A 20,516-nucleotide genomic window follows, 5' to 3' on the forward strand; every position below is an offset into this window, starting at 1 on the left:
CTTTGACTCATATTCTTTGATTCTTCCGATTCCTTTCTTTTGTTGTCAAGTGATCTGATATGGAAATTCTCGGAAAAAATTTCCGACTTCATTCTTTCCTTGCCAAGTTATCCGAAATCCTTTGTAGAGAATCCTTAAAAAAATTTCTAACCCCGTTCTTTCTTTAAAGTGAATTCCAAAGTCCTACGTTTAATTTCGGTTAATGCCCATCTTCGCAATGATTCCTTTAGAGTTGTTGAAAAATTAATTCCCCATCTTTGTCCGTTTCATTGAAATGTGCGATTGAAGCAGTTTTGTTAATCTCCATTATGGAATTTTTCAACAACTCTTTTGTACGACCGTCCATCTATTCGGGATTAAATAAAAGAAAAATAACGTAAGTCCATATTTTAGTGGATAACTGTCAGAGACGAGAAGTTAGGAAAGTATTGTCAAGTCCTAACGCCTAATTCACAGCCGCTTGAAACGGGTGTTTCCATATAACAAATGCGAAAGCGATTGAAGCGAGATCAACAAATTGAATGACCGCGAAATTTTGTTTTCCGAGCAATCCGTCAATTTGTTGATCAAAGCGGAAAGCGCGGTCCGGCCATAACTCGAGTGGAATGTTCTAGGATCGGAATGCCAAGGCCGGATTCGCCCCGCTTCTTACGCCAAACTCACGTTCATAAAAAGAATTGCTTTCGGATTCCGCGATGATAGAATGAGGCCGCCCGACCATCGGGCCATTCCCAATTACGAATTTCTAAACGATATGAGGAGCTAATTCCGATGCCAACTTTACAGGAATCTCCGGTAAAATTACCGAATTCTAACCAAACAACTCCAACCCTTCCGTCCGTGAACAAGACGGAGGTCGAACGCGTTTTTAATCTCCAAAAATTGCATTTCCATAAGGTTATGAAACTTACCACGGCAAGTCAGCGGATTCAACGTTTGAAAAAACTGAGAGAAGCGATTTTTAAATATTCTCCGGAAATCGAAAAAGCGGTGAACGCCGATTTTCGTAAGAACGAAAGAGAAGTCGACATCACCGAAATTATGCCTTCCATTTCGGAAATCAACGACGCGATCCATCACGTTCGCAGATGGATGAAACCTGTGAACGTCAAAACCCCCCTGACCCTTTTCGGTTCCAAAAGCCAAATCCTCTACGAACCTCGCGGGGTCGTTTTGATCATCGGTCCTTGGAACTATCCTTTTTATCTTACATTCGCTCCTCTTGCGGCGGCGATCGCCGCGGGAAATACGGTTCTCATCAAACCTTCCGAGTTTACTCCGGTTACTTCCAATCTAATTCAAAAAATCTTAAGCGAAGTGTTTCCGAAAGAGGAAGTCGCCGTTTTTGAAGGGGACTACCAAGTTTCAAGCGCTCTTATGGAACTTCCTTTGGATCATATCTTTTTTACGGGAAGCACTCACGTCGGAAAAATCGTAATGACCGCGGCGGCAAAACATCTGACCTCCGTCACTCTCGAGTTAGGCGGTAAATCTCCCGCGATCATCGATAAAAGCGCGGATATCAAAAAGGCCGCTAAAAAACTCGTTTGGGGAAAAGTGTTGAATGCGGGACAAACCTGCGTGGCCCCCGATTATCTGCTCATTCCTAACGATCTCATCAAACCTTTTGTGGAAGAAGCCAAAACGGTCGTTAAGGAATTTTACGGGTCGAAACCTCTCAAGGAAAATCCGGATTTTTGTAGAATCGTTAACGACCGAAACTTCAGCAGGGTTTCCGGTTATATCCACGAAGCCGTCGAAAAAGGGGCTAAGATCGAAATGGGAGGAGATACGGACTCTTCCCAAAATTATATCGAACCCACCCTTTTAAGCAACGTACCTGAAAATTCGAATATTATGGAAGATGAAATCTTCGGTCCGGTTCTTCCTATGATTCCCTATACGAACTTGGACGAGGCGATCGCAAAGATCAATTCCAAGCCGAAACCTCTCGCACTTTACGTTTTCGGTAAAAAAGAACGCGCGATCAAAAAGATTCTGAAGGAAACTTCTTCCGGCGGCGTTGCGGTCAACGACGTGATTCTTCACCTCGCTAATCCGAATCTTCCTTTCGGCGGAGTCAATCATTCCGGTCACGGAAGTTATCACGGTTTTTTCGGATTCAAAGCCTTCTCTCACGAACGTTCCGTTCTTCGTCAGGCGCTCTTTAGTTCGATTGATCTGATGTATCCGCCTTACACGAATTTTGTGAAACGTCTCGTTTCTTTAACGAAAAAGTTCCTCGTTTGATTTTGTAAACAAGGAAGCGATTACCGAAATTTCGAATCCGATTTTCGTTTTAAAACATCGCGATTTCTTGAAATCCTTTGGAGTTTGCCGAGAAGACTCCGAAGGATTTTTTTATGGGTAGGGTCGATTTGAAAAAAAGTTGTCCGTATGAAAGCGATTTTCATCCTTTCCCTGTGCAAAAAATTTAAAACTCAGGTAATGCCGCATGCTCATGAACTCCAAGGATAGTGTCGCTAACGTTCAAAAAATCGTCGTAATTTTTTCGTTCTTCGTTTGTTTCCTTTTCGAAATACAATCGGAAGAAATAGCAAAACAGAAACATTACAAAAACTTAACTAAGGCCCTCCAAAACCCATTGAACGTTCACGTATTGGATTTGAGTTTTCAAAAACTTGCTACGGTTCCCAAAACGATCGAACGATTCAAGAATCTACAAAGATTGAATTTGGATGGAAACGATCTTACCGAGTTGCCCAAGGAAATCGGTCAACTACGGAATTTGCAAGAGTTGAATTTGAATAACAACAAACTCATTTCTCTTCCTAAAGAAATCGAACAGTTACAAAATTTGCAAAAACTCGAATTGATTGGCAACCAACTCACCGCTCTTACGACGGAAGTGTTACAACTTCGGAATTTACAAATTTTGAATTTGAGCGTCAACCGACTTACGACGATTCCAAGAGAAATCGCAGAACTTATAAGTTTACAAAGATTGGAATTAGACTCTAACTCTATTTCGCCCAAAGAAAAAGAAAGAATCCGAAAGCTGCTTTCCAATTGCGAAATCGATTTTGAAGGTGGAGGAGATTGATGGAGGTTTTATAAAAATCGGAGCAATCTTTCCGATACGCATAACGTAACACTTTCTTTGTTTCTAAAACCATTCAAACAAAGCGACGATTTTTAAATTTATTTAACGCGAATTCGATGGAAGAAAGTTAGGGCAAATCTAAGATCATTGGATCGATTCTTTTTTACCGCCGAGAGGCTCCTTCGAAAAACTTTCCGCAATTTTACGAAGTTCTTCTTCGTTCGGCCCATACAGATTCCACTGGATTACGTCTGCGCCGAGCAAACGTTTCCATCTCCATTCCAAATCGGAAGCCGCTCGACGCGGTGCAAATTCGGTTAATCGGGAGAGCTCCGTTTCGTCTAACTTGGATTTTTCCGTAATCGAATACCACCAAAGAAGAATCGGTTTTTCTCCGGACGGGCTTTTTAACTCCGCCCTTTTTAAGCCGTTCCGCTCCCCTTGTTCCGCAAAGGAAAAGCCGACCGCTTCAAAACAAATTCTGGGATCGTGCCCCGTTCCGATCGCGAACAAATCTCGTTTTAAGATGAGATAATTTTCCTTTGAGCGATAAACGGCGATTCTGTGATCGCTTAGTGTGGAATTTGCGTCGAGATGAAACGTATCGATTTTAGAAGGCCATATATACGGTTTTACCGGGATAAAACGATTTATAGGCGCTAAAGAAATCGCCGTCGATAAAGGGAGAATCAACCACAGAATTTTCGGAGGAGATCGTAAAATCAGATTCGAAAAATTGAATTCGTTTTGTTTCGAATTCGGGAACAACAAGGAAATGAACGCCAACGGCACGACGATTCCGCAAATAAAAAGTACAATTCCGATCAACTCGTGTCTCCAAGTACCGGCCGGTATTTGAAAAAGAATCAAGACACAAACTCTGAAAAGGTTGGAAAAAAACCAAAGAGGAAGAACAAGAGAAGAAATCAAAATCGCTCCGATCCGATTGGCGCGGGATATAAACGCCGCCGCGATGAGAATCGAAGCAAGCCCCATCTTCATTCCTTCGCAGACTCGATCGACCGCAAACCATCTTTCGTGAAAGAAAATTTGATTTCCGACCGCCAACGCACTCGAGTCTATGAATCGTATCAATTGCACGCACAATTCGGTAACGATCAAACGCAGTTTATATCCGAGAAAGAGAGAACCGAATCCCGTAATCGGAGGAATCGCAAAGACTAAAAAGGGAGCGGGCCAAACAAATGCGATTCCGCTCAGATACAAAACGGCGAGCGCGTTCCAAAACGATCCGATCCAAACGAGACTGAGTCTTTGAAAGAAAATTCCCGAAATCACAAAAATCGTTCCGGGCAAAAGCCACCCGATTCTTTTCCGAAAGTTTATCTCAAAACGAAATCTTTTCGTTCTAGAAGGTTCCAAAATCTCGGAGCCCTGCGCCACACTTTCAATTTTTATAATGTTTGCAACGTCTTGCGTCTCTTTAAAGGACGGATTCCGGTTGGAATTTTCACGACCACTCTCGAAACGAACAAAAAGCGGAAGAAACAAAATTGGATATAACTCAAAGACGGATTTCAGACTCAGCAAATCTTTGCCGACTTGAAACATCGGAATCACGCAGACTAAGACCAAAATTCCGACTAAAAAAATGGATCGATTGGATAGTTTCATATAATCGAAGTTAGATGATCAGTAAAAGAAAATTCCGAAATACTGGAATCAATTACCATCTACACCATTCTTCCGTTATATCAATATTAAGCGAAGCGTCTTCTCATTCTGAAATAAACGATCAACCCTAAAACGATACAAACGAGTAACAACCATTCGCCGGGTTCGGGTACGGCTCCGGGAGCTTCGAGTTTACTTTGGCCGAGCGCGGATTTGTTCGCCTTGATTCCAAATCGTTTGTAATCATTTTCGGTTTCGAGTACGATCAACGTGGAAACGGGAGAAACGACCATCGCATCTTGCGCTAAGTCTACCAGATCGCCGTTTTCCAGATCCCGATCAAAGAATCTTTTTCCGAGTTGTTTCATGATCTTTCTCTGAATCGACATTCGAACGAGTAGATCCGATCCCGGTTGTCTAATGCACGTTCGATCGGTTTTTTCAAGAGAAAGTTTTGCATACGGAAGAGAGGTGACGTTTTCATTTTCGATCGGTAAACGGATTTGTTTGTTTCGAAGTACGTTCAGTAATTCGTCTTCATTCTCCGCGACGGATACGACTTGGTTTAGGTCGATGAGACTCGCAACGTATTCGGAACGTTTGCCGTTTAAGATCGCGATCTTTACGGGTTCGGATCGTATTGCAGCTGAGGTCTGCATTTTGGAAAAATGCACGGAACCGCGCAGTTCTCCCAAGGGAATCGATTGGTTCTCCCCCGCAACGATCCAGAGAGGCGTTTTCCCTCCTAATACTTTGGTCGTCGGAGACGTTTCATTGAAATGAAGAGGAAATAAATTGAAGGCAGGAATTTCACATTCGTCCAGATAACGAATCGCTTTTTCGACGTCTTTTGTGCGAAACCATTCGTTGGTAAGGATCGTAACCGGAATTCCAAACCCGTACATTTTCTTTACTACGTTCTTCCACTCCGAACGAGAAAGAGAAGTATTGAGCGCGACTACGATCGTATCGGGTGAAAATTGTACAAGTTCCGTTTGTTCCGGAAGCACGTTGTATGTCTTATCCGGTCCTGTAGAAATCATTCCTTGAGGCGGAGTCGCCGGAAACGAAAAAGACCAACCTTTTGACCCGGCGCCTCCGGTCCACTGACGCACTTGAGAATCCGAAACTACTTTTTCTTTCAAAGAAATTCCGGAAGTGGAAAGTTCGATCGGAGCTTTGGAAAACAAATCCACGTTTACGTTTTGATCCGCGAAATCGGAGACTGGGCCTTCAAAACGGATTCTTTCATAACTCAGAGTTTCCGTCTCTTTGATCGTCGTGTTGTCCGTTTTGAGAGGAGAAACGATTCCGATTCTTACCATTCTATAATTTTCGGGAGTTACGGGAAAAACTCGCAGGCGCAATCGATTTCCGTCCAACCACTCCACATACGAAGGATCTCTTCTTTCCCTTCCTACGATTTGTTCGTACGCGTTACGCGCCGTTGAACGAAACGTAAGTCTTGCGGGCCTTTCCTCTCCGTTGATCCATAGAGAAAGTTTCGTACAAATACTTCCCGGCGGAACGGTGATCGTATAGATCGCTTCTTCCGGAGGAGACGTCCCTCGACCCAAACCGATCCAGGAATGCGAAGAAGCATTTTCGTTATAGATCGAAAGGGTCGTCTCCGTATAAGAAACGCGAAGTTCCGGATGGATTTGAACGTGAGAATCTATATCCGTTGTAATGAGCGAATGCCCTCTCCACAATCGATCGAGATACGCATGCGATTTTCCGAATAGAAGGTGCAACATTTTTCCCGCCTCTTCTTCGGTAATTCGAGATTCCGATGCAGAACGACCAGAGAAAGAGAAGGTAAGAAATCCCGTTGAGGCAAAATATGCGAGCGGATCGAACTGGCTCTGAGCCGCAAATAAGGCGATCTGAGATCTTCGGTCCGGCTGAAGAACCATCTCGGTTACGTGATTGACTCTCATACGAGACGCCTTTTGAATCCAATCCGGCAGATCTCCGTCTATCCGATTGTTTCCTTGAACCGCTTCGGGTTTGGTAAGAATCGTTTCCGCGTGATTCCATTGGATAAAGTAATAAGTGGAATAAGCGATGAGCAAAATCGAGGTGGCAAGGATCAAACCCAATGAGATTTTCTTTTTACTTTTATCCAGGGAAAAATGAATTTTATGGATCGACTTTACAAACGCCGTGATCGCGAACAAAGGACCATAGGGAAGAAATCCAAGACCCGCCATCCAAATCAAAGCCCAACTAAAAATCATAAGCGGAGCCAGAACTAAAGCGAAGGAAACGGATATAAAAGCGCCCAGAATCAAAATCGGTTGAAAGAATGGTAATACGATTTGCGGCAGCCGATCGATAAAAAGAGAAGCCGCAAGCAATGAGAATGAAATCCAAAGAACCCAAACCGTTCTTTCGGTAAAAGGAGGAAATACCCCGTGATTGAACACATACGAATTCGTAGTAAAACAAACCGCGGATACAATCAGAGTAAAAATCAAAAACTGTTTGTAATTCGGAAAGAAAACATACAAGAGAACGGAGAACAATACAAAAAATATGAGCCCGACAAAGGCAACTAGAAACCCGTCGCCTCTTCCGGGATGATAATCATACCTAAGCATTCCATACACAACCGCCGCAAGTAAAATGATTGCTCCGATCAAACTTAACATCCAAACCCAAGCGGGTTTCTCGGATGTGAAAATTTTAACTCTGCGTTGAAAGTATTCCATAATCTTAGTTTGCATCGCTTTGGGCTCCTTTGTGTAAGCTTGTTCTGTTTTTATTTTATGTTTGAATTTTGGAAACTAAAAATTAAAGCGAATTCAACGTAAGAATTTATACCTTCGTTTTTATTGCGTTAGTCTCTCTTTCATTTTACTCAAGAATTTGAAAATCGCGGTTGCTACGAGTGAAGACAACGTCCAAACCCCAGACCGGTTTTTCGAATGTGGAAATTTTAACTTTGCGTTGAAAGTAGTCTCTAATTTTGTTTTGTATCGTCGTCATAGCCGATTCTTGTTTTTGATTCTATGAAAGAATCTATCAAAGTTTCCAAAATAAGTCGCCTCCTCAAGTGTTCCATTCGGAGCACTCAGGTGCTTGAACGGATATTTGATCCCTAAGTATGGATTACTCTTTGTTTTAACAAACGAAATCGGATTTTCGTTTTTCGAGGCGGCGCAAGAAAGATCAAATGCGAAAAAACGTTCGATTACAAAATATTATAATTTCAGAATATTATTTTTTTTCAAATTCCTGATCCCTACGTAATAGAGTAGCATGAATTTTGAAACGAATCCCCGTTTTAAAGGCGGAACTCCGGACACCGTTTTACGTAGTTTTGAGTAGGAAATATCAATTTAGAATTACGATGGAACTTTCGAACGGGAAATATTCGTCAGCTGGTAAGTTCGCCGACCGGATGGCCCGTTTCCAATTTTGCGATTAGGCGAATTTCCCTGTCTAAGAACGCGTCGATGAAAGGATTCAGGTCCTTGATTTTACTGGATAATTCGTAACCCGCTTCCATCGTTTCCACCAGAGAAGTCGCACCCACCATGGAAGCGGCTACCTTGATCGGGGCCATTACGAGTTTGATCATAGGAAGTTTGGAAAGTGAAAAAAAGAATTTAAGAGTATTACAGACCATTTGAATTTGAGTTTTTCTTTCGCTAAAACGATTCGCTTCGCCCATCGCGGCGTAAAGATTGTCTCTGGAAATTATACCGTCCTCCATAAGATTGTTTTCGATCACGACTTTTGCCGTGTCGTAATCCAAAGAGTCCGTTAGACGATTTAGGAGAATGATCTGATGAATGTTTTCGGTCATGGATTTACCCGCGACCGTTTTCAACTTATCATACAGACTTTCTAAGGCGTTATCTCTTTCTTCCTTGTTCGAAGGAGAATATAAATTGAACTCGAAAAAATCCGGGATGTCGCCGTATCCTTTGATGACAAGAAGATCCGAATAAGTTGTGCGAAGCCTCTCGATAGTCGCGCGAACAACCGCTTTACGGGTTAGCTCTAACACATGTTGATCCATTCTTAATTCAGAAACAGATTTCGTAGGCTACGTATCTTAGGTCAATATAAAAATCAATCCTTGACTACGATGACTCCGGATCTGAATTTCGCGGGCAAAAACTTTGCAAGACCTTCCGCCCCTTTTCTCGAAGAATCGGATCCGAATCGTACCGTATAATATCCGTTCCTGGATCTTTTGACGTTTGCTTTTATCTTTTTCGTTGTACCGGAAATTGATTTTGCCAATTCGTCGGCCTTTTCTTTTTCCTTAAACGCCGCTACTTGAAGTGAATATTCCGCCGATTGTTCGTCCAATGAGGATTTGGAAGAAATTCGTTTTGATTTTTTTTCTTCGTTTCGTTTCGATTTCTTAGAATCTTTGGAATGATCCGGTTCCTTTACCGAAAGAGTTTCGACCGCGGGTCCTTTTTCCTTTTCAACGTTAGTCGCGCTTGTTCCCGATTTTTTAAACTCCACAACTTCCGTAGCGGGAGGAATGTTTTTAAAAGTTACGGATTCTCGGGAGTTGTCGTTCGAGGGAGAATTTACGCTCGCCGCGGGTATTTCGGCGGACGCGACCGTGTTATTACGCTCGATGGGAATTTGGCCCGGCTCCGAAAAAGGGATCGAACCTTGAACTTCCTGATTTTTGATTTCGTTTAACGTCAGTGATTCTTCGCCGGAACCGCCCGCCCTCTTCTTTCCGACCGAAACTCCCAAGAAAAAGAAAGAGCAAAGCAGTCCGATTAAGAACATGGAGAGAATTAGAATTCTCTTATTATCCAAATTGATCACATAAAAAATTTTTTCTTTCATAACATTTTTCCCAATAAAGTGGAGTAGAGGTTTTTACATTCCTCTCTGAGAGATTCCAAGTCCCCTCTGTTTCTAAGGATATAATCGGCTCTTTTTAACTTTTCCGTAAGAGGAAGTTGGTTTACAATTCTGGCCAAGACGTCTTCTTTTTTAAGACCGTCCCGAGAAATCGTCCTTAAAATCGATTCTTCCGGATCGGAATCCACGGTTACGGTCGCGTCGCAGAGTGTGTAGGCGTCGGTCTCGAACAAAAGGGGAACTTCCCAAATCACCATTCTCCCCTTTGCTTCCGTCTCCAAAATTTTTTGAAAATCATTTCTAACCCTGGGATGAATCAGTCGATTGAGTCCCGCGAGTTTTTCGGGGTCGTTAAAAACGATCTCGGAAATTTTTTTCCGATCGGGTTTGTTTTGCGAATCTAAAATTTCCTTTCCTAAAAGTTCTACCAGTTCCGGGAGAATGGGCGAGTCCGGTTCCGTATAACGTTTCGCTAAACGGTCCGCGCTGATCCCGAAACCTCCCAACTCTTCCAAAATTTTAGCGGCGGTACTTTTGCCACCTCCGATCATTCCGGTGATTCCAACCAAAAAGGCCTTTTTACCGGAGTCGGAACCCTGCATGGGTTGAGAATAGGGCCGCCGGACAAAAGTACAAGCAAAAAAGAAACTTCCTTCTCGTTTTATACCTGTTCGCTTAACAAAATATGTCTTTGGGCATATTGTTCATCGTATTCATTTGTGAGACAATCGTATCCGTTATGGCATGTGCCGGAGGAGACAATGAGAAGTTATCGAACATTAGCGAGTGCGGTTTTAGTAGGATTTCTACTTTTCGGAGTCAATGCCTGCACGAACTCGCAAGACCCCAATCTGCTCTGGCTTTTAAACGCCACACAACCGAACCCTCCCGCCGCTCCTGATGGAGAACAACCTTTTAGCATCGTCATCAACGACGAAACCGCTCCCGTGGATTTCGTTTTCGACACGACTAGGACGGTAAACGTAAACATCCAGGTTCTTAGTCCCGAATCCCCGATCTCCGGAAGTTTAGTACAAGTTTATAATATAGATAATACGGCTCAAAGATCGATCTTCAGGGCGGCGACTTCGGCAAACGGAGAAGTAAAAGGAAGTTTTACGATCGACGAGGCGACCCATAAGGTCCTGCTCAAAGTGGAAGCCTTCGGCCAACTCTACGAGGCCGAAATACAAATCATCAATGCTTACAGCATTTCCAGAAGAATCACAATCGTGATCAAGGGAAATAACGTAATTCTTCCGGACACGGACAAGGATGGAATCGTGGATCGCGACGACACGTATCCGAACGATCCGACTCGAGCGTCTACGTTTCGTTATCCGACCGAAGGATATTATACGATTTCTTTCGAAGACTTATATCCGAATCAAGGAGACGCGGACTTTAACGACTACAACGTGAGAGTCGTGTTCGAGGAAGATTGGAACGCAAAGGGCGAAGTGGCGAGAGTGCGCGCAAACTTCCTTCACGTCGCCAAGGGCGCCGGATACAATCACACGCTTCATCTTACGATTCCGCAAATCATCGCATCCTCCTATTCCTTAACTCGATACGGATACGACGGTACTACGATTGAGTCCAACGCGACCGGCGGCAATTCTTCGATTTCTTCTCTGGAAATTCTTCCTAGATCCAATACGACGATCCCATCTTCGAACACTTCGAGATCCAACACGACTTTCAAAAAAGGAAAGTCCGCGAACTTGGAAGTTATCTTACAGAACGCGATCAATCGTGTGACCTTAGGTCCCGCTCCGTACGATACCTTTGTAAAAGTGATCAATACGAATAAGGAAATTCATTTTCCAAAAAGATATTTCGATGCGAGCGGAAAGGATATTTATCTGGATTCTACCGGTTTTCCTTGGGCATTACTCGTTCCCGGAAATTTTCTCTGGCCTTATGAAAGTACGGATATCCGTAAATCGTATCCTTCTTTCAAACCTTGGTACGAATCGCTTGGGAATACGAACCATAACTGGTATGTGACTCCGGTCCTTTCGGAAGTATTTCCGGCAACGAACTAAAACTCATTTTCCCGGGATTTTCTTCCCGGGATCTCTTTTTTTCTTTTCTTTCTTTGAGGTCAAACGAGAATGTTTTAACCTCTTATGCGGGATTTAAAACCTGAGAATCGAAAACGTCCTTCCACTTCGACAAGTTTAAAGTCGGGTCTTTCGCCTAAATTTTTTCTCAATCTTCTCAAGGAAATTTCTCCTATCGTCGCGATCGACGACACGAAAACGATTCTTTTTGCAAACGAATCGTTTCGGAAGGAATTTGGGGGGAGTTCCCGCAATTTAGTCGGTAAGAATCTGTTTCGGGTCTTCGGTTTGAATCCCGTGGATCAGGAGGAAATGGAATCGAACATCCATCTTTCCAAATGGGGAAAGATTCAGAACCAAGAGTTCAGAAAACAAAAGATCTACTACGGTTATTCCGTGTTTCGTTTCGGAGAAAGTATCGGAATCATTCTCAAAAACATCACGGAAAACAAAAGGTTGGAAAGAAAAATCGCCAGCCTTCACAGTAAACTTTTACAATCTCAGGAAGAAGAGAGAATTCGGCTTTCCGGAGAATTACACGACGGGGTCGGTCAGACCATTCTCGCCGCCAAACTCAACTTCCAAGCATACAATCGAAATCCGAAAACCTACGAAGCTCAGTTCGATACGGGACTTCTTTTGATCGATAAGGCAAGCCAGGAACTCAGAGATATTTATACGAACTTACATCCTTCCACTTTGCGGGAAATCGGTTTGGAAGCGGCGATCCGAGCTTTGAGTTCGGATTTGTTTCCGTCTATGGACGTGGAGGCCGATTTGGACCTCAACCTAAAATCGGATCTGCAACCCGCCGTAGCCAATCAGGTTTTTAGAATCGTTCAGGAAATCTTTCAGAACGCGATCAAACATTCCCAAGCGAAAAAGATTCATCTCAAGGTTCATGTCAAAGGGAGACAGTTGTTGCTGGACGCAAAGGACGACGGAATCGGTTTCCAGGAAAAAAAAGTAAGGGTTAAGTCTTCCGGTTTTGGACTTGAAAATATCCGAAGAAGAGTGGAAGATTTAAACGGTAAATTTAAGATTGATTCTTCAGCCGGGAAAGGAGCCAAGTTTATCATCCGAATTCCCCTAGAAAAAAACAAAAGCACGTCCGTCAAAAAAACATGAAACCTACTGACACAAAAATATTCCTAGTCGACGATCACGCCATCCTCAGAGAAGGGTTGAAGATGATCCTTTCCGGACAGTCCGGATTTGAAATTTGCGGCGAATCCGGAGACGCCGAAAAAGCCCTGGAGCAAATCGGCAAATTAAATCCCGACTTAGTCATTACGGATATCTCCATGCCCGGCTTAAGCGGAATCGATCTCGTAAAAAATTTAAGAAAACATTATCCGAACATTCGAACCATCATTCTTTCGCGTCACGACAACAAAGAATACGTTCAAAAATTATTGGAACTCGGTATCAACGGTTACGTTTTAAAAGACGACGCTGGTAACGATCTTCTCCGCGCGATTGAAGCGGTTCACAAAGGGGAAACGTATTTAAGCCCCGGAATTACGGCTCATTTTTTGTCCGGTTTTGTGGGTTCCGGAAAACCGGGCGAAGAAAACCAGGACGCCAAAAAAGCGTTTTCGGTTCTTTCGGACCGAGAAAGAGAAATTTTAAAACTCGTCGCCGAGGGAAATTCCAATGAATCCATCGGCGGCATTTTAAGAATCTCTCCGGCGACCGTTAAAGTTCACCGCGCCAATATCATGAAAAAACTGGATCTTCATAAAGTTGCGGATTTAGTTATGTATGCGATCCGCGCGGGTCTGATTGAGTCTTAGATCGACGTTCGTAAAGTCGACGACGCGATTTGTTAAGCGAAGAATCGAGAAACTGATTCCGAACAAACAACATGTTTCGATACGCGTTCATTCTATTCGGTTGTTTTTCTGTTTTTTGCTGCTGTTATGCGGTTTATATCAGAATCCCGTTCGAATTTTGCCTCGAAGACAAAATCATTCCTTGTATGAACGAGTTGGAGCCCCCATTCTCTTTACCGGTTTTTCTGCCGGTTTTGATTTTAGAAACTTTCGGTTATTCTTGGATCTTCGTTCCATTGAATTATTCGGTTTTATTTCTTATGTCGATATTTCCGATTCTGCGAAAAAGGAATTTATCCGAAAAATCCTCGATTCCGAAACACACCTTGGTCTTTGCTAATCTCGTTTTTATACTTTCCGCGTTTTATTTCACTGTCCTTTGGAAAGCCGGCGTCGCCAATAGAGGCTATCCCTACATGAATCACGTCCTTTTCTTCTACGTCTTCGGTTGGATTCTGATCTTTTCGATTTATGTTTACAACCGAAAACGGAAGACCTTGATTTCCAATTACCTTTTCCACCTCCTGCTTTTTGTTTGGTTTTTGTGGAGAGCGTTTCCGTGGTTCTGGGGTGGCATATAGGCCTTGGGGCAAGGCTCTAAATTTTTTCATCCTAATCCACGACCTTCGGTGAGCGGCGCTAATCCGTAATAAGTCGTAAAAAAAGTTGACCTTTTTAAATATTGTTGTATATTACAACTATATATGGACGAGTTTCAAATCGAAAACACATTGGGTTATCGGATCAATCGTTGTGGAATCGTGATCAAACAGGAATTACGACGTCGTTTTAACAAGAGAGGGTATTCCATTACTCCGGAAGAATGGATCATATTGAATCGACTCTGGGAAACGGACGGACTGACACAAAATGAAATTTCACAAAAGACGATCAAAGATAAGACCACTGTTACCCGGTTCTTAAGCAAAATGGAAGAGGACGGTCTGATTCGAAGAAAATCTTCGAACCAAGACCGCCGAGTAAATCATATTCAACTTTCGACGAAAGGAAAAAAATTGAAGGATCAACTCATTCCCATCGCTCAAGAATTGCTGGAAGCCGCGACGGAGAAAATTTCCCCCGAACGCTTACTGGTAACCATTGAGACATTGAAGCAAATCGAATTGAATCTCTCAAACCAAGGAGTCTTTCAAGAATTGAAGGAGTGAAAACAATGAACAATCAAAAGAAAATCGCGTTTATAAACGCGTTAGGCGCGCTTGCGTTTCTTATCTTTGCCTGCATTATGGGGTATCGTAATATCGGATTACCACCCGTAATTATCATCGGCGGTTCGGGTACTATCGGATTCATTTTATGGTATCGTACATATCTATGGAATCCGATAGTACCGAAGGTGATATTGCCTCTATTCATGCTGACCGTAGCAGGTTTACAAATTCACTTGGTGGAAGAATACTTAACCGGTTTTGGTCCGGCAATGAGTCGATTGTTCGATATTTCTTGGACCGAAAAAAGTTTTCTGATGATCTTTGTTTTTATCGGGCCGATCGTATACACGTTAACGAGCCTGGGGCTTTTTTTTAAAGTGAGAATCGCCGGATTTATCGCTTGGTTCATTTTTATCGGGCCGGGTTTTGCGGAATTCACACATTTCATTTTTCCCTTAATGGTTCCAGCTATCCAGCCTGAAAATGCGGCAAATGTAGATATGATCGTGAGAGGGACGCTCGTAACCAATATGCCGAATTACTATTACGGAACCACAGGACATTATTACTTTTCCGGAATGTGGACAGCGATATTGCCCATGCTCCCCGGCGGGTATGCGATCATTCATCTGATTCGTGAAAGTAAAATCGCAAAACCTTGGGGAAAGATCATTGCCGAAAAACTAAAAAGTAATTGAGAATTCCTGTAAAGATACGACACTATCCCCTTCGTGGAAGAAATCGAAGGAGATAGTGATACATTACGAGAAAATATTAAATTCTCGTAATGTTTTTTCCTTTGACCTATTCACTTTTCTTTTTGATTTTAATGAGACCGGCCTTTCCAAAAAAAATTCGTCTCAAAACTTCTTAATTCCTAAACTTTCCTTAGTGTCTGTGTTCTCCGTCTCACTTTTATCGAGCCTTTATCTGACGGTCGCCTGGAAATCGGGTATCCAATACCGAGGCGCCCATATATGATTTTCACGCTACTTTCAGGAACGGCGACTTGGATAACATTTATAATTCTTTATATTCTAAATAAAAAATATACATCCTTCCTTACAAATTATTTTTTTCATCTATTGTTTATGTTTTGGTTGGTCTGGGGATCCTTTCCTTGGCTCTGGGGAAGTTTTTAGCAACTCAAAACCTTACCGCAAATTTAGCCGACAATCTCTTTCGAAAAAACCGCAGTTCATCCGAATACATACGGCGTTTTTATGCCGCTTTTTTAATTTCCTTCTTACAAGTTTCAAATCATTTCTTCCGCAAACTCATTCCTACACATATTTTTTCATCAAGTATCTTCTTTCCGTTTTCTTGTTTTATAACACATCCGACTCCCACAAGTAAGAAAGGCGTTTCATTTCGGCCAAACCGTCCCCTATGTCTCAAGGAACAAAAAATATATTACTTAAGCATCATATACTACGATGATATTTTTTTAATTTAATATTCTTTTTAAACAATCCATAGTAGAGTATACCGCATAAAAAGAAGGGAGAGTATAACATGAAAATAAAGCGAAACGTTTTGCGAAAAGAAATCAGAAAAGAACCGAAGAGATTTAAAAAACCGATACTTCTTGTGAGTTATTGTTTATTTTCATTTCTTCTTTTACGTTGTGTACCCGATAAACAAAACTATATTAACTTGCTTATGTTTTTGATTGCCGCTTCAGATAACAAAAACATAAATAACGAAAACGTTGATTCCCCGAACTCTAATTCTGCAGACTCAAATTCAGATCCTGCAAGATCCGCCGCTGCAAGTTTAGAGCCAACGAGTTCAGACTCCGCAAGGACCGCTTCTGAAAGTTTAGAGCCAACAATCTCAGGCCCCGCAAGATCCACTTCTGAAAGTTTAGAGCCAACAATCTCAGGCCCCGCAAGATCCACCTCTGCAAGTTTAGAGTCAACAATCTCAGGCCCCGCAAGATCCACCTCTGCAAGTTTAGAGTCAACGAGTTCAGGTCTTACAAGGACCACTTCTGCAACTTTAGAGCCAACAAACGTAGAAATCAAAATTCTAAGCCACAACGTCTCCATGATGCCAACCGGACTTTCAGGTTGGAAATATTGGGGAAAAAAAGAAAGAGCGGAGCGAATCGCAAGTTCGGAGTATATAAAGAATCAAGACGTCATCGTGTTTGAAAGACTCTCCGATAATGGAGCGAGAGAAACTCTCTTGGACGAAATTCGTTCGGAGTACCCGTATCAAACCGATGTCATTGGAAAAACCAAAGATGGTTGGGACGAGACTTTCGGAATTTACAGAAATTCTACTTACGCGGACGGAGGTGTTGTCATCGTAAGTAAATGGCCCATCGAAGAAAGAATACAATACATCTTCAATCAACCCGGATGCGGCCAGGATCAGTATTATCATAAAGGATTCGCTTACGTAAGAATCAACAAAAACGGAAAGAGATTTCATATTCTAGGGACTCAAGTTCAAGCACCGGACTCTGGCTGCACCGATTCGGGAAAGTCCGTAAGAGCGAATCATTTCGACGATATTAGAAATTTTATCGACTCAAAAGAAATTCCGAACGACGAATCGGTTTTTATCGCTGGAAATTTAAACGTTATCAAAGGTAGTAGCGAATATTCTGATATGCTTACTAGATTGAATGCAAACGAACCTACATATGCGGGAGTTCCTTTTACGTGGAACACAAAAACAAACGGATTGGCCGCCTTTAAATATCCGAACGATACGCCCGCGTATTTGGATTATATACTTGTTTCGAAAGCGCATCTTCAACCTCAGGTTTGGCAAAACTTAGCCTACGATCCCATTTCAACGAGAACCTGGAAAATGTCAGACGGATATACAAGCTTCGAATTATCCGATCACTACCCCGTTTACGGTTTTAACTATGCAGATTCCTCTACTCCGACAAAATCAGGACATAGAAGAAAATACGATCAAGTTTCCTTCGTGTCCACGGCCACCGGGAAAAGAATTCAAGCCGATTCTAAAAAATCGGACGGATGGTTGAAAGCGGATTCGGCGACGGAGACGGGTTTAACAAAATTCAATTTGTTACAGGAAAACACATTCGATTCAAACCCTTCCTGCATGAAAAGCGGTTACGTTCGAATCGAACCTTCGTATCATTTAAATTATTTTTGGAATTGGTGGTACGGCGGCGGAAGCGGCAACTATGGATATTATCCCAAGTTCAACAACGGCTCCAATAATATCGAAATCATAAACTTGGACGGCAGATGTCTACAAAACGGGAGTAGAATCGCATTCAAAGATTATGATACGTCTTCGTCAAAGTACTATTATCTGACCGCTTGGGACAAAGGAAGTTGGAATGAATATCTCTTTCTTTGGAAGAGTTCGGTCACCTCAAGAGAAATATTTTATCTCCGATTGAATTCAACTCCAGAAAGAGATTGGAGTGGGGATCTAATTTATCGTTAAATTTTCTGAATCCATAAGGGGGCGTGATAAATCGCCTCCTTCCTATTTTTTGATTTTTCTTTTCGTTTCAAACAAACCGTCTTAGTTGAATTTTCCGCTTAACCTTTTGATTCTTACTGATACGAATGCGAGAAAGTTCAGGACGGACTTCCCTAATTTGTAAAATTGAAATTAAGCGGAAAATAAAAATCGAACAATGCCGTTCAAAATATTATAATATCAAAAGAGTTGTTGAAAAATTCCGTAGTTCAGATTAACAAAGCTGCTTCAATCGCCGATTTCAATGAAACAGACAAAGATGGGGAATTAATTTTTCAACAGCTCTAAAGATTATCAAATATTTCTAATACGATTTGGGCGTTCCCGCCTCGTAATCTTAACGATGAAAAATACTTATTCGTTCAAGCGATGCGGTCGGGCTACTCCAGGTTCGGGCAGTCGCCCTCATCCCTCGCAAAAAATAGAATATAATAAAAATCTCAAATTTAAAATTGCTCGGGACGCTAACGCGCCTTTCATATCCCTAACGCAGCGACCCATAGGGAGCTGTGTTATTGAGCTCAGGGAGTAAAGCGGACGAACGTTAAAACACGTTTAATCCAATTTACATTCGATCCGCAAAACCTCTCCGTAAGATTTCTTGATTCAAAAACAAGCCCTTCTCAATTACAACGGAGACGTTCGTTTCATTCTTCAAGTAAATCACATCTACAAGATAACGATCGTATTTATCACTCCCGTAAGTTTTAATCAAGAAAAAGCGACAATTCTTGAGCTGAGACTCGACGAACTTTTTAACCAAAGCGCCCTTCTTCGTGCCTAACTCAGGAGCATCCAAACCGCGCAAACGAAGTCTTTGACGAATAAAAACATGAAACCCCAGATCGATCGTAACGAGCAAAGTATCCCCATCTACTACCTTTTCTAAGAAAGCTTTATACGTATAAAGAAGCTTATTCCCTGATACTTTTTGAAAAGAATAGCTTTTTCGATTCTTACCGACAGACACGATCGAACCAACGGGAAGCTTAGGCGAATCGCCTAACAACGATTCAACTCTAACGTCAAAACCGAGATCTAAATTTGGAACGCTGCGTTCCAAATTTGAAGAAAAATTTTGAATGAGACGGTATGTAAAAAGACCCAAAACAGGTCGTTTCAGCCGTGAAAGACCTTTATCGCCATCCTCCGAAAATTCTAAATCCAAAGCCCCGGACGAAGGTTTTCTAAGGGTAGATTGTACTTTTAACAAAAGTTTCCGATGAGACCAGCTTTTTACGATCGCTTCCTTTTCAAGATTGTCGCGAATCTTAAAATCTTCTAAGAGAAGCAAAACCCGATAATGGGTCCACGAAAGTTCGGAACGGATTTTACCAAACTTATAAAACTGAAAAAATCTCCGCATATATAACGCAGATTTCGATCCGAAAAACCTTTCCCAAAACGTTTGTTTAGATCTTTGGAAAGTTGAATCAAGACCCGATCTCCATAGTTTGCTCTTTCTTGATTCCCTTGTTCCACCTCGACGATCCGTTGGCCAATCTTCCAATAACTCGTCAGAGAGATCTTGTTCCAATCAGAGTTCGCAGTTGATTGAAAATCTTCATAGATACGGGCAACGTCCGTTAGGAGGGATTTGTAAGTGTTTTGGGAAAGGCTGGTAGAAGATTTATGGTACATGGCAAAAATCCTTATCAAGAATAAAACATTACGTCATGTGAAATTTGGGGATCGATAATATTCTGGAAAAAATTAATTCTAAATCGAGGACAGACCTGGTCTAAATTTCAGATAGATTATTAAGAATGACTAAACAACATAATGACCGGATTTAATGCCGTCGAACTTATTAAGGGGCAAATTTGAGAATAAACATTTAAGTATCGGAATTGCAAATTATGGAAAACTCTCTCTAATATTCTTCCACCAGGAAAAATATTCTGAATCCTTAGGGGGAGAATATTTTGCACATTTTTCGATTTTCACAATTATACTTTTAAGTATAACAGAATCTATATTGTTCTTATTCGCCCATTTATTGAGTAAAGCCTCAGTTGATAATATAATACCATCCTGGCATAAATTTTTAAAGAAATACGTAGCTTTTTTATCATCTGAAGCCATATTTAGTTTTCGAGAAACCGCCAAAGCAATCGTATAAGCTTCTCCATCATCGACATCCGCTGATAAATCAATTACCATCTGCGCTTCATGATCTTCAATATGGAGAATAGCAATAGAAGCTGATTTTATTAAATGCGAAATATCTATCTTAACTTTTTCAATGACGTTATTCGCCTCTCGTAAAAAGTAATGCGCTTCTTTTTCGATAACAAAGGAAGCTATTGCAAATTTTAATCCAGAATTCATGACGATTTCATTCAACATATCAGAAGCCATAAAATTTATCAATATACAGGAGTCTAAGAGGAAAAGTGCCTTAGAATCTTCCGTCATA

Annotated in this window: 17 protein-coding genes and 1 pseudogene (1 of these 18 cut by a window edge); 9 read left to right on the top strand and 9 right to left on the bottom strand. The window is 41.8% G+C overall.

Annotated features, from left to right (window positions below; translation table 11 throughout):
- A protein-coding gene (locus LEP1GSC194_RS09155) for an HDOD domain-containing protein (RefSeq protein ID WP_036041904.1) crosses the window boundary here: on the bottom strand, window positions 1-11 show its beginning. The gene continues 1,516 nt to the left of window position 1, outside the view; only the first 11 of its 1,527 coding nucleotides appear in the window; its start codon is at window positions 9-11; its stop codon lies off the left edge, out of view.
- A gap of 760 nt (window positions 12-771) precedes the next feature.
- Here LEP1GSC194_RS09155 and LEP1GSC194_RS09160 point away from each other — a divergent pair.
- Window positions 772-2,250: an aldehyde dehydrogenase family protein gene (locus LEP1GSC194_RS09160; protein WP_020773263.1), complete on the top strand. Its 1,479-nt coding sequence runs from the start codon at window positions 772-774 to the stop codon at window positions 2,248-2,250.
- A 205-nt stretch (window positions 2,251-2,455) separates the two neighbouring features.
- Window positions 2,456-3,064 carry a leucine-rich repeat domain-containing protein gene (locus tag LEP1GSC194_RS09165; protein ID WP_020773289.1) on the top strand — a complete coding sequence of 203 codons (609 nt, stop codon included), beginning with the start codon at window positions 2,456-2,458 and terminating at the stop codon, window positions 3,062-3,064.
- Between the two features lie 144 nt (window positions 3,065-3,208).
- On the opposite strand, the gene xrtN is transcribed toward LEP1GSC194_RS09165, so the two are convergent.
- The 5 genes from xrtN to coaE all read right to left on the bottom strand — a co-directional run bounded on the left by xrtN (window position 3,209) and on the right by coaE (window position 10,146).
- Window positions 3,209-4,699: an exosortase N gene (xrtN, locus tag LEP1GSC194_RS09170; RefSeq protein WP_020773182.1), complete on the bottom strand. Its 1,491-nt coding sequence runs from the start codon at window positions 4,697-4,699 to the stop codon at window positions 3,209-3,211.
- Between the two features lie 86 nt (window positions 4,700-4,785).
- On the bottom strand, window positions 4,786-7,428 hold the full coding sequence (locus tag LEP1GSC194_RS09175; RefSeq protein WP_020773266.1) for an XrtN system VIT domain-containing protein: 2,643 nt from the start codon (window positions 7,426-7,428) through the stop codon (window positions 4,786-4,788).
- Between the two features lie 653 nt (window positions 7,429-8,081).
- Window positions 8,082-8,729, bottom strand: a complete 648-nt coding sequence (locus tag LEP1GSC194_RS09180) for an FFLEELY motif protein (RefSeq protein ID WP_017809081.1) — start codon at window positions 8,727-8,729, stop codon at window positions 8,082-8,084.
- A 53-nt stretch (window positions 8,730-8,782) separates the two neighbouring features.
- Complete coding sequence (locus LEP1GSC194_RS09185; protein ID WP_017809080.1) at window positions 8,783-9,526, bottom strand: SPOR domain-containing protein; 744 nt, start codon at window positions 9,524-9,526, stop codon at window positions 8,783-8,785.
- Window positions 9,523-10,146 carry a dephospho-CoA kinase gene (coaE, locus tag LEP1GSC194_RS09190; protein ID WP_017809079.1) on the bottom strand — a complete coding sequence of 208 codons (624 nt, stop codon included), beginning with the start codon at window positions 10,144-10,146 and terminating at the stop codon, window positions 9,523-9,525. The genes LEP1GSC194_RS09185 and coaE overlap by 4 nt, the downstream gene beginning before the upstream one ends.
- Before the next feature lie 159 nt (window positions 10,147-10,305).
- Between coaE and LEP1GSC194_RS09195 the strand changes: the two genes are divergently transcribed.
- The 6 genes from LEP1GSC194_RS09195 to LEP1GSC194_RS09220 all read left to right on the top strand — a co-directional run bounded on the left by LEP1GSC194_RS09195 (window position 10,306) and on the right by LEP1GSC194_RS09220 (window position 15,315).
- Window positions 10,306-11,592: an LruC domain-containing protein gene (locus LEP1GSC194_RS09195; protein ID WP_020773223.1), complete on the top strand. Its 1,287-nt coding sequence runs from the start codon at window positions 10,306-10,308 to the stop codon at window positions 11,590-11,592.
- An 84-nt stretch (window positions 11,593-11,676) separates the two neighbouring features.
- Window positions 11,677-12,738: a sensor histidine kinase gene (locus LEP1GSC194_RS09200; protein WP_020773295.1), complete on the top strand. Its 1,062-nt coding sequence runs from the start codon at window positions 11,677-11,679 to the stop codon at window positions 12,736-12,738.
- The gene (locus LEP1GSC194_RS09205) at window positions 12,735-13,406 is read left to right on the top strand and encodes a response regulator (protein WP_020773312.1); all 672 of its coding nucleotides are present in this window, start codon (window positions 12,735-12,737) and stop codon (window positions 13,404-13,406) included. The genes LEP1GSC194_RS09200 and LEP1GSC194_RS09205 overlap by 4 nt, the downstream gene beginning before the upstream one ends.
- A 71-nt stretch (window positions 13,407-13,477) precedes the next feature.
- Window positions 13,478-14,026, top strand: a complete 549-nt coding sequence (locus LEP1GSC194_RS23000) for a hypothetical protein (protein WP_017808884.1) — start codon at window positions 13,478-13,480, stop codon at window positions 14,024-14,026.
- A 123-nt stretch (window positions 14,027-14,149) separates the two neighbouring features.
- Window positions 14,150-14,614, top strand: a complete 465-nt coding sequence (locus LEP1GSC194_RS09215; RefSeq protein ID WP_020773320.1) for a MarR family winged helix-turn-helix transcriptional regulator — start codon at window positions 14,150-14,152, stop codon at window positions 14,612-14,614.
- 5 nt (window positions 14,615-14,619) lie between these two features.
- Window positions 14,620-15,315, top strand: coding sequence for a hypothetical protein (locus LEP1GSC194_RS09220; protein WP_020773309.1), 696 nt, complete (start codon window positions 14,620-14,622; stop codon window positions 15,313-15,315).
- 948 nt (window positions 15,316-16,263) lie between these two features.
- Here the strand turns inward: LEP1GSC194_RS09220 and LEP1GSC194_RS23005 are convergent.
- On the bottom strand, window positions 16,264-16,668 hold the full coding sequence (locus LEP1GSC194_RS23005) for a pentapeptide repeat-containing protein (RefSeq protein WP_231384499.1): 405 nt from the start codon (window positions 16,666-16,668) through the stop codon (window positions 16,264-16,266).
- Here LEP1GSC194_RS23005 and sph point away from each other — a divergent pair.
- A complete protein-coding gene (gene sph, locus LEP1GSC194_RS09225) occupies window positions 16,667-18,058 on the top strand; it encodes a sphingomyelin phosphodiesterase (protein ID WP_269209396.1) in 1,392 nt (463 codons plus the stop codon). The two genes, LEP1GSC194_RS23005 and sph, sit on opposite strands and share 2 nt — an antisense overlap.
- A 604-nt stretch (window positions 18,059-18,662) precedes the next feature.
- On the opposite strand, the pseudogene LEP1GSC194_RS09230 reads toward sph, so the two are convergent.
- Window positions 18,663-19,738: pseudogene (locus LEP1GSC194_RS09230) on the bottom strand (DUF1016 N-terminal domain-containing protein).
- A gap of 216 nt (window positions 19,739-19,954) precedes the next feature.
- Entirely contained in the window at window positions 19,955-20,515 is a 561-nt protein-coding gene (locus LEP1GSC194_RS09235) for a hypothetical protein (protein WP_017808246.1), read from the bottom strand.
- Between the last annotated feature and the right edge of the window lies 1 nt (window position 20,516).

Origin of the sequence: Leptospira alstonii serovar Sichuan str. 79601 (assembly GCF_000347175.1) — a bacterium.
GTDB classification, from domain to species: Bacteria; Spirochaetota; Leptospiria; order Leptospirales; family Leptospiraceae; genus Leptospira; species Leptospira alstonii.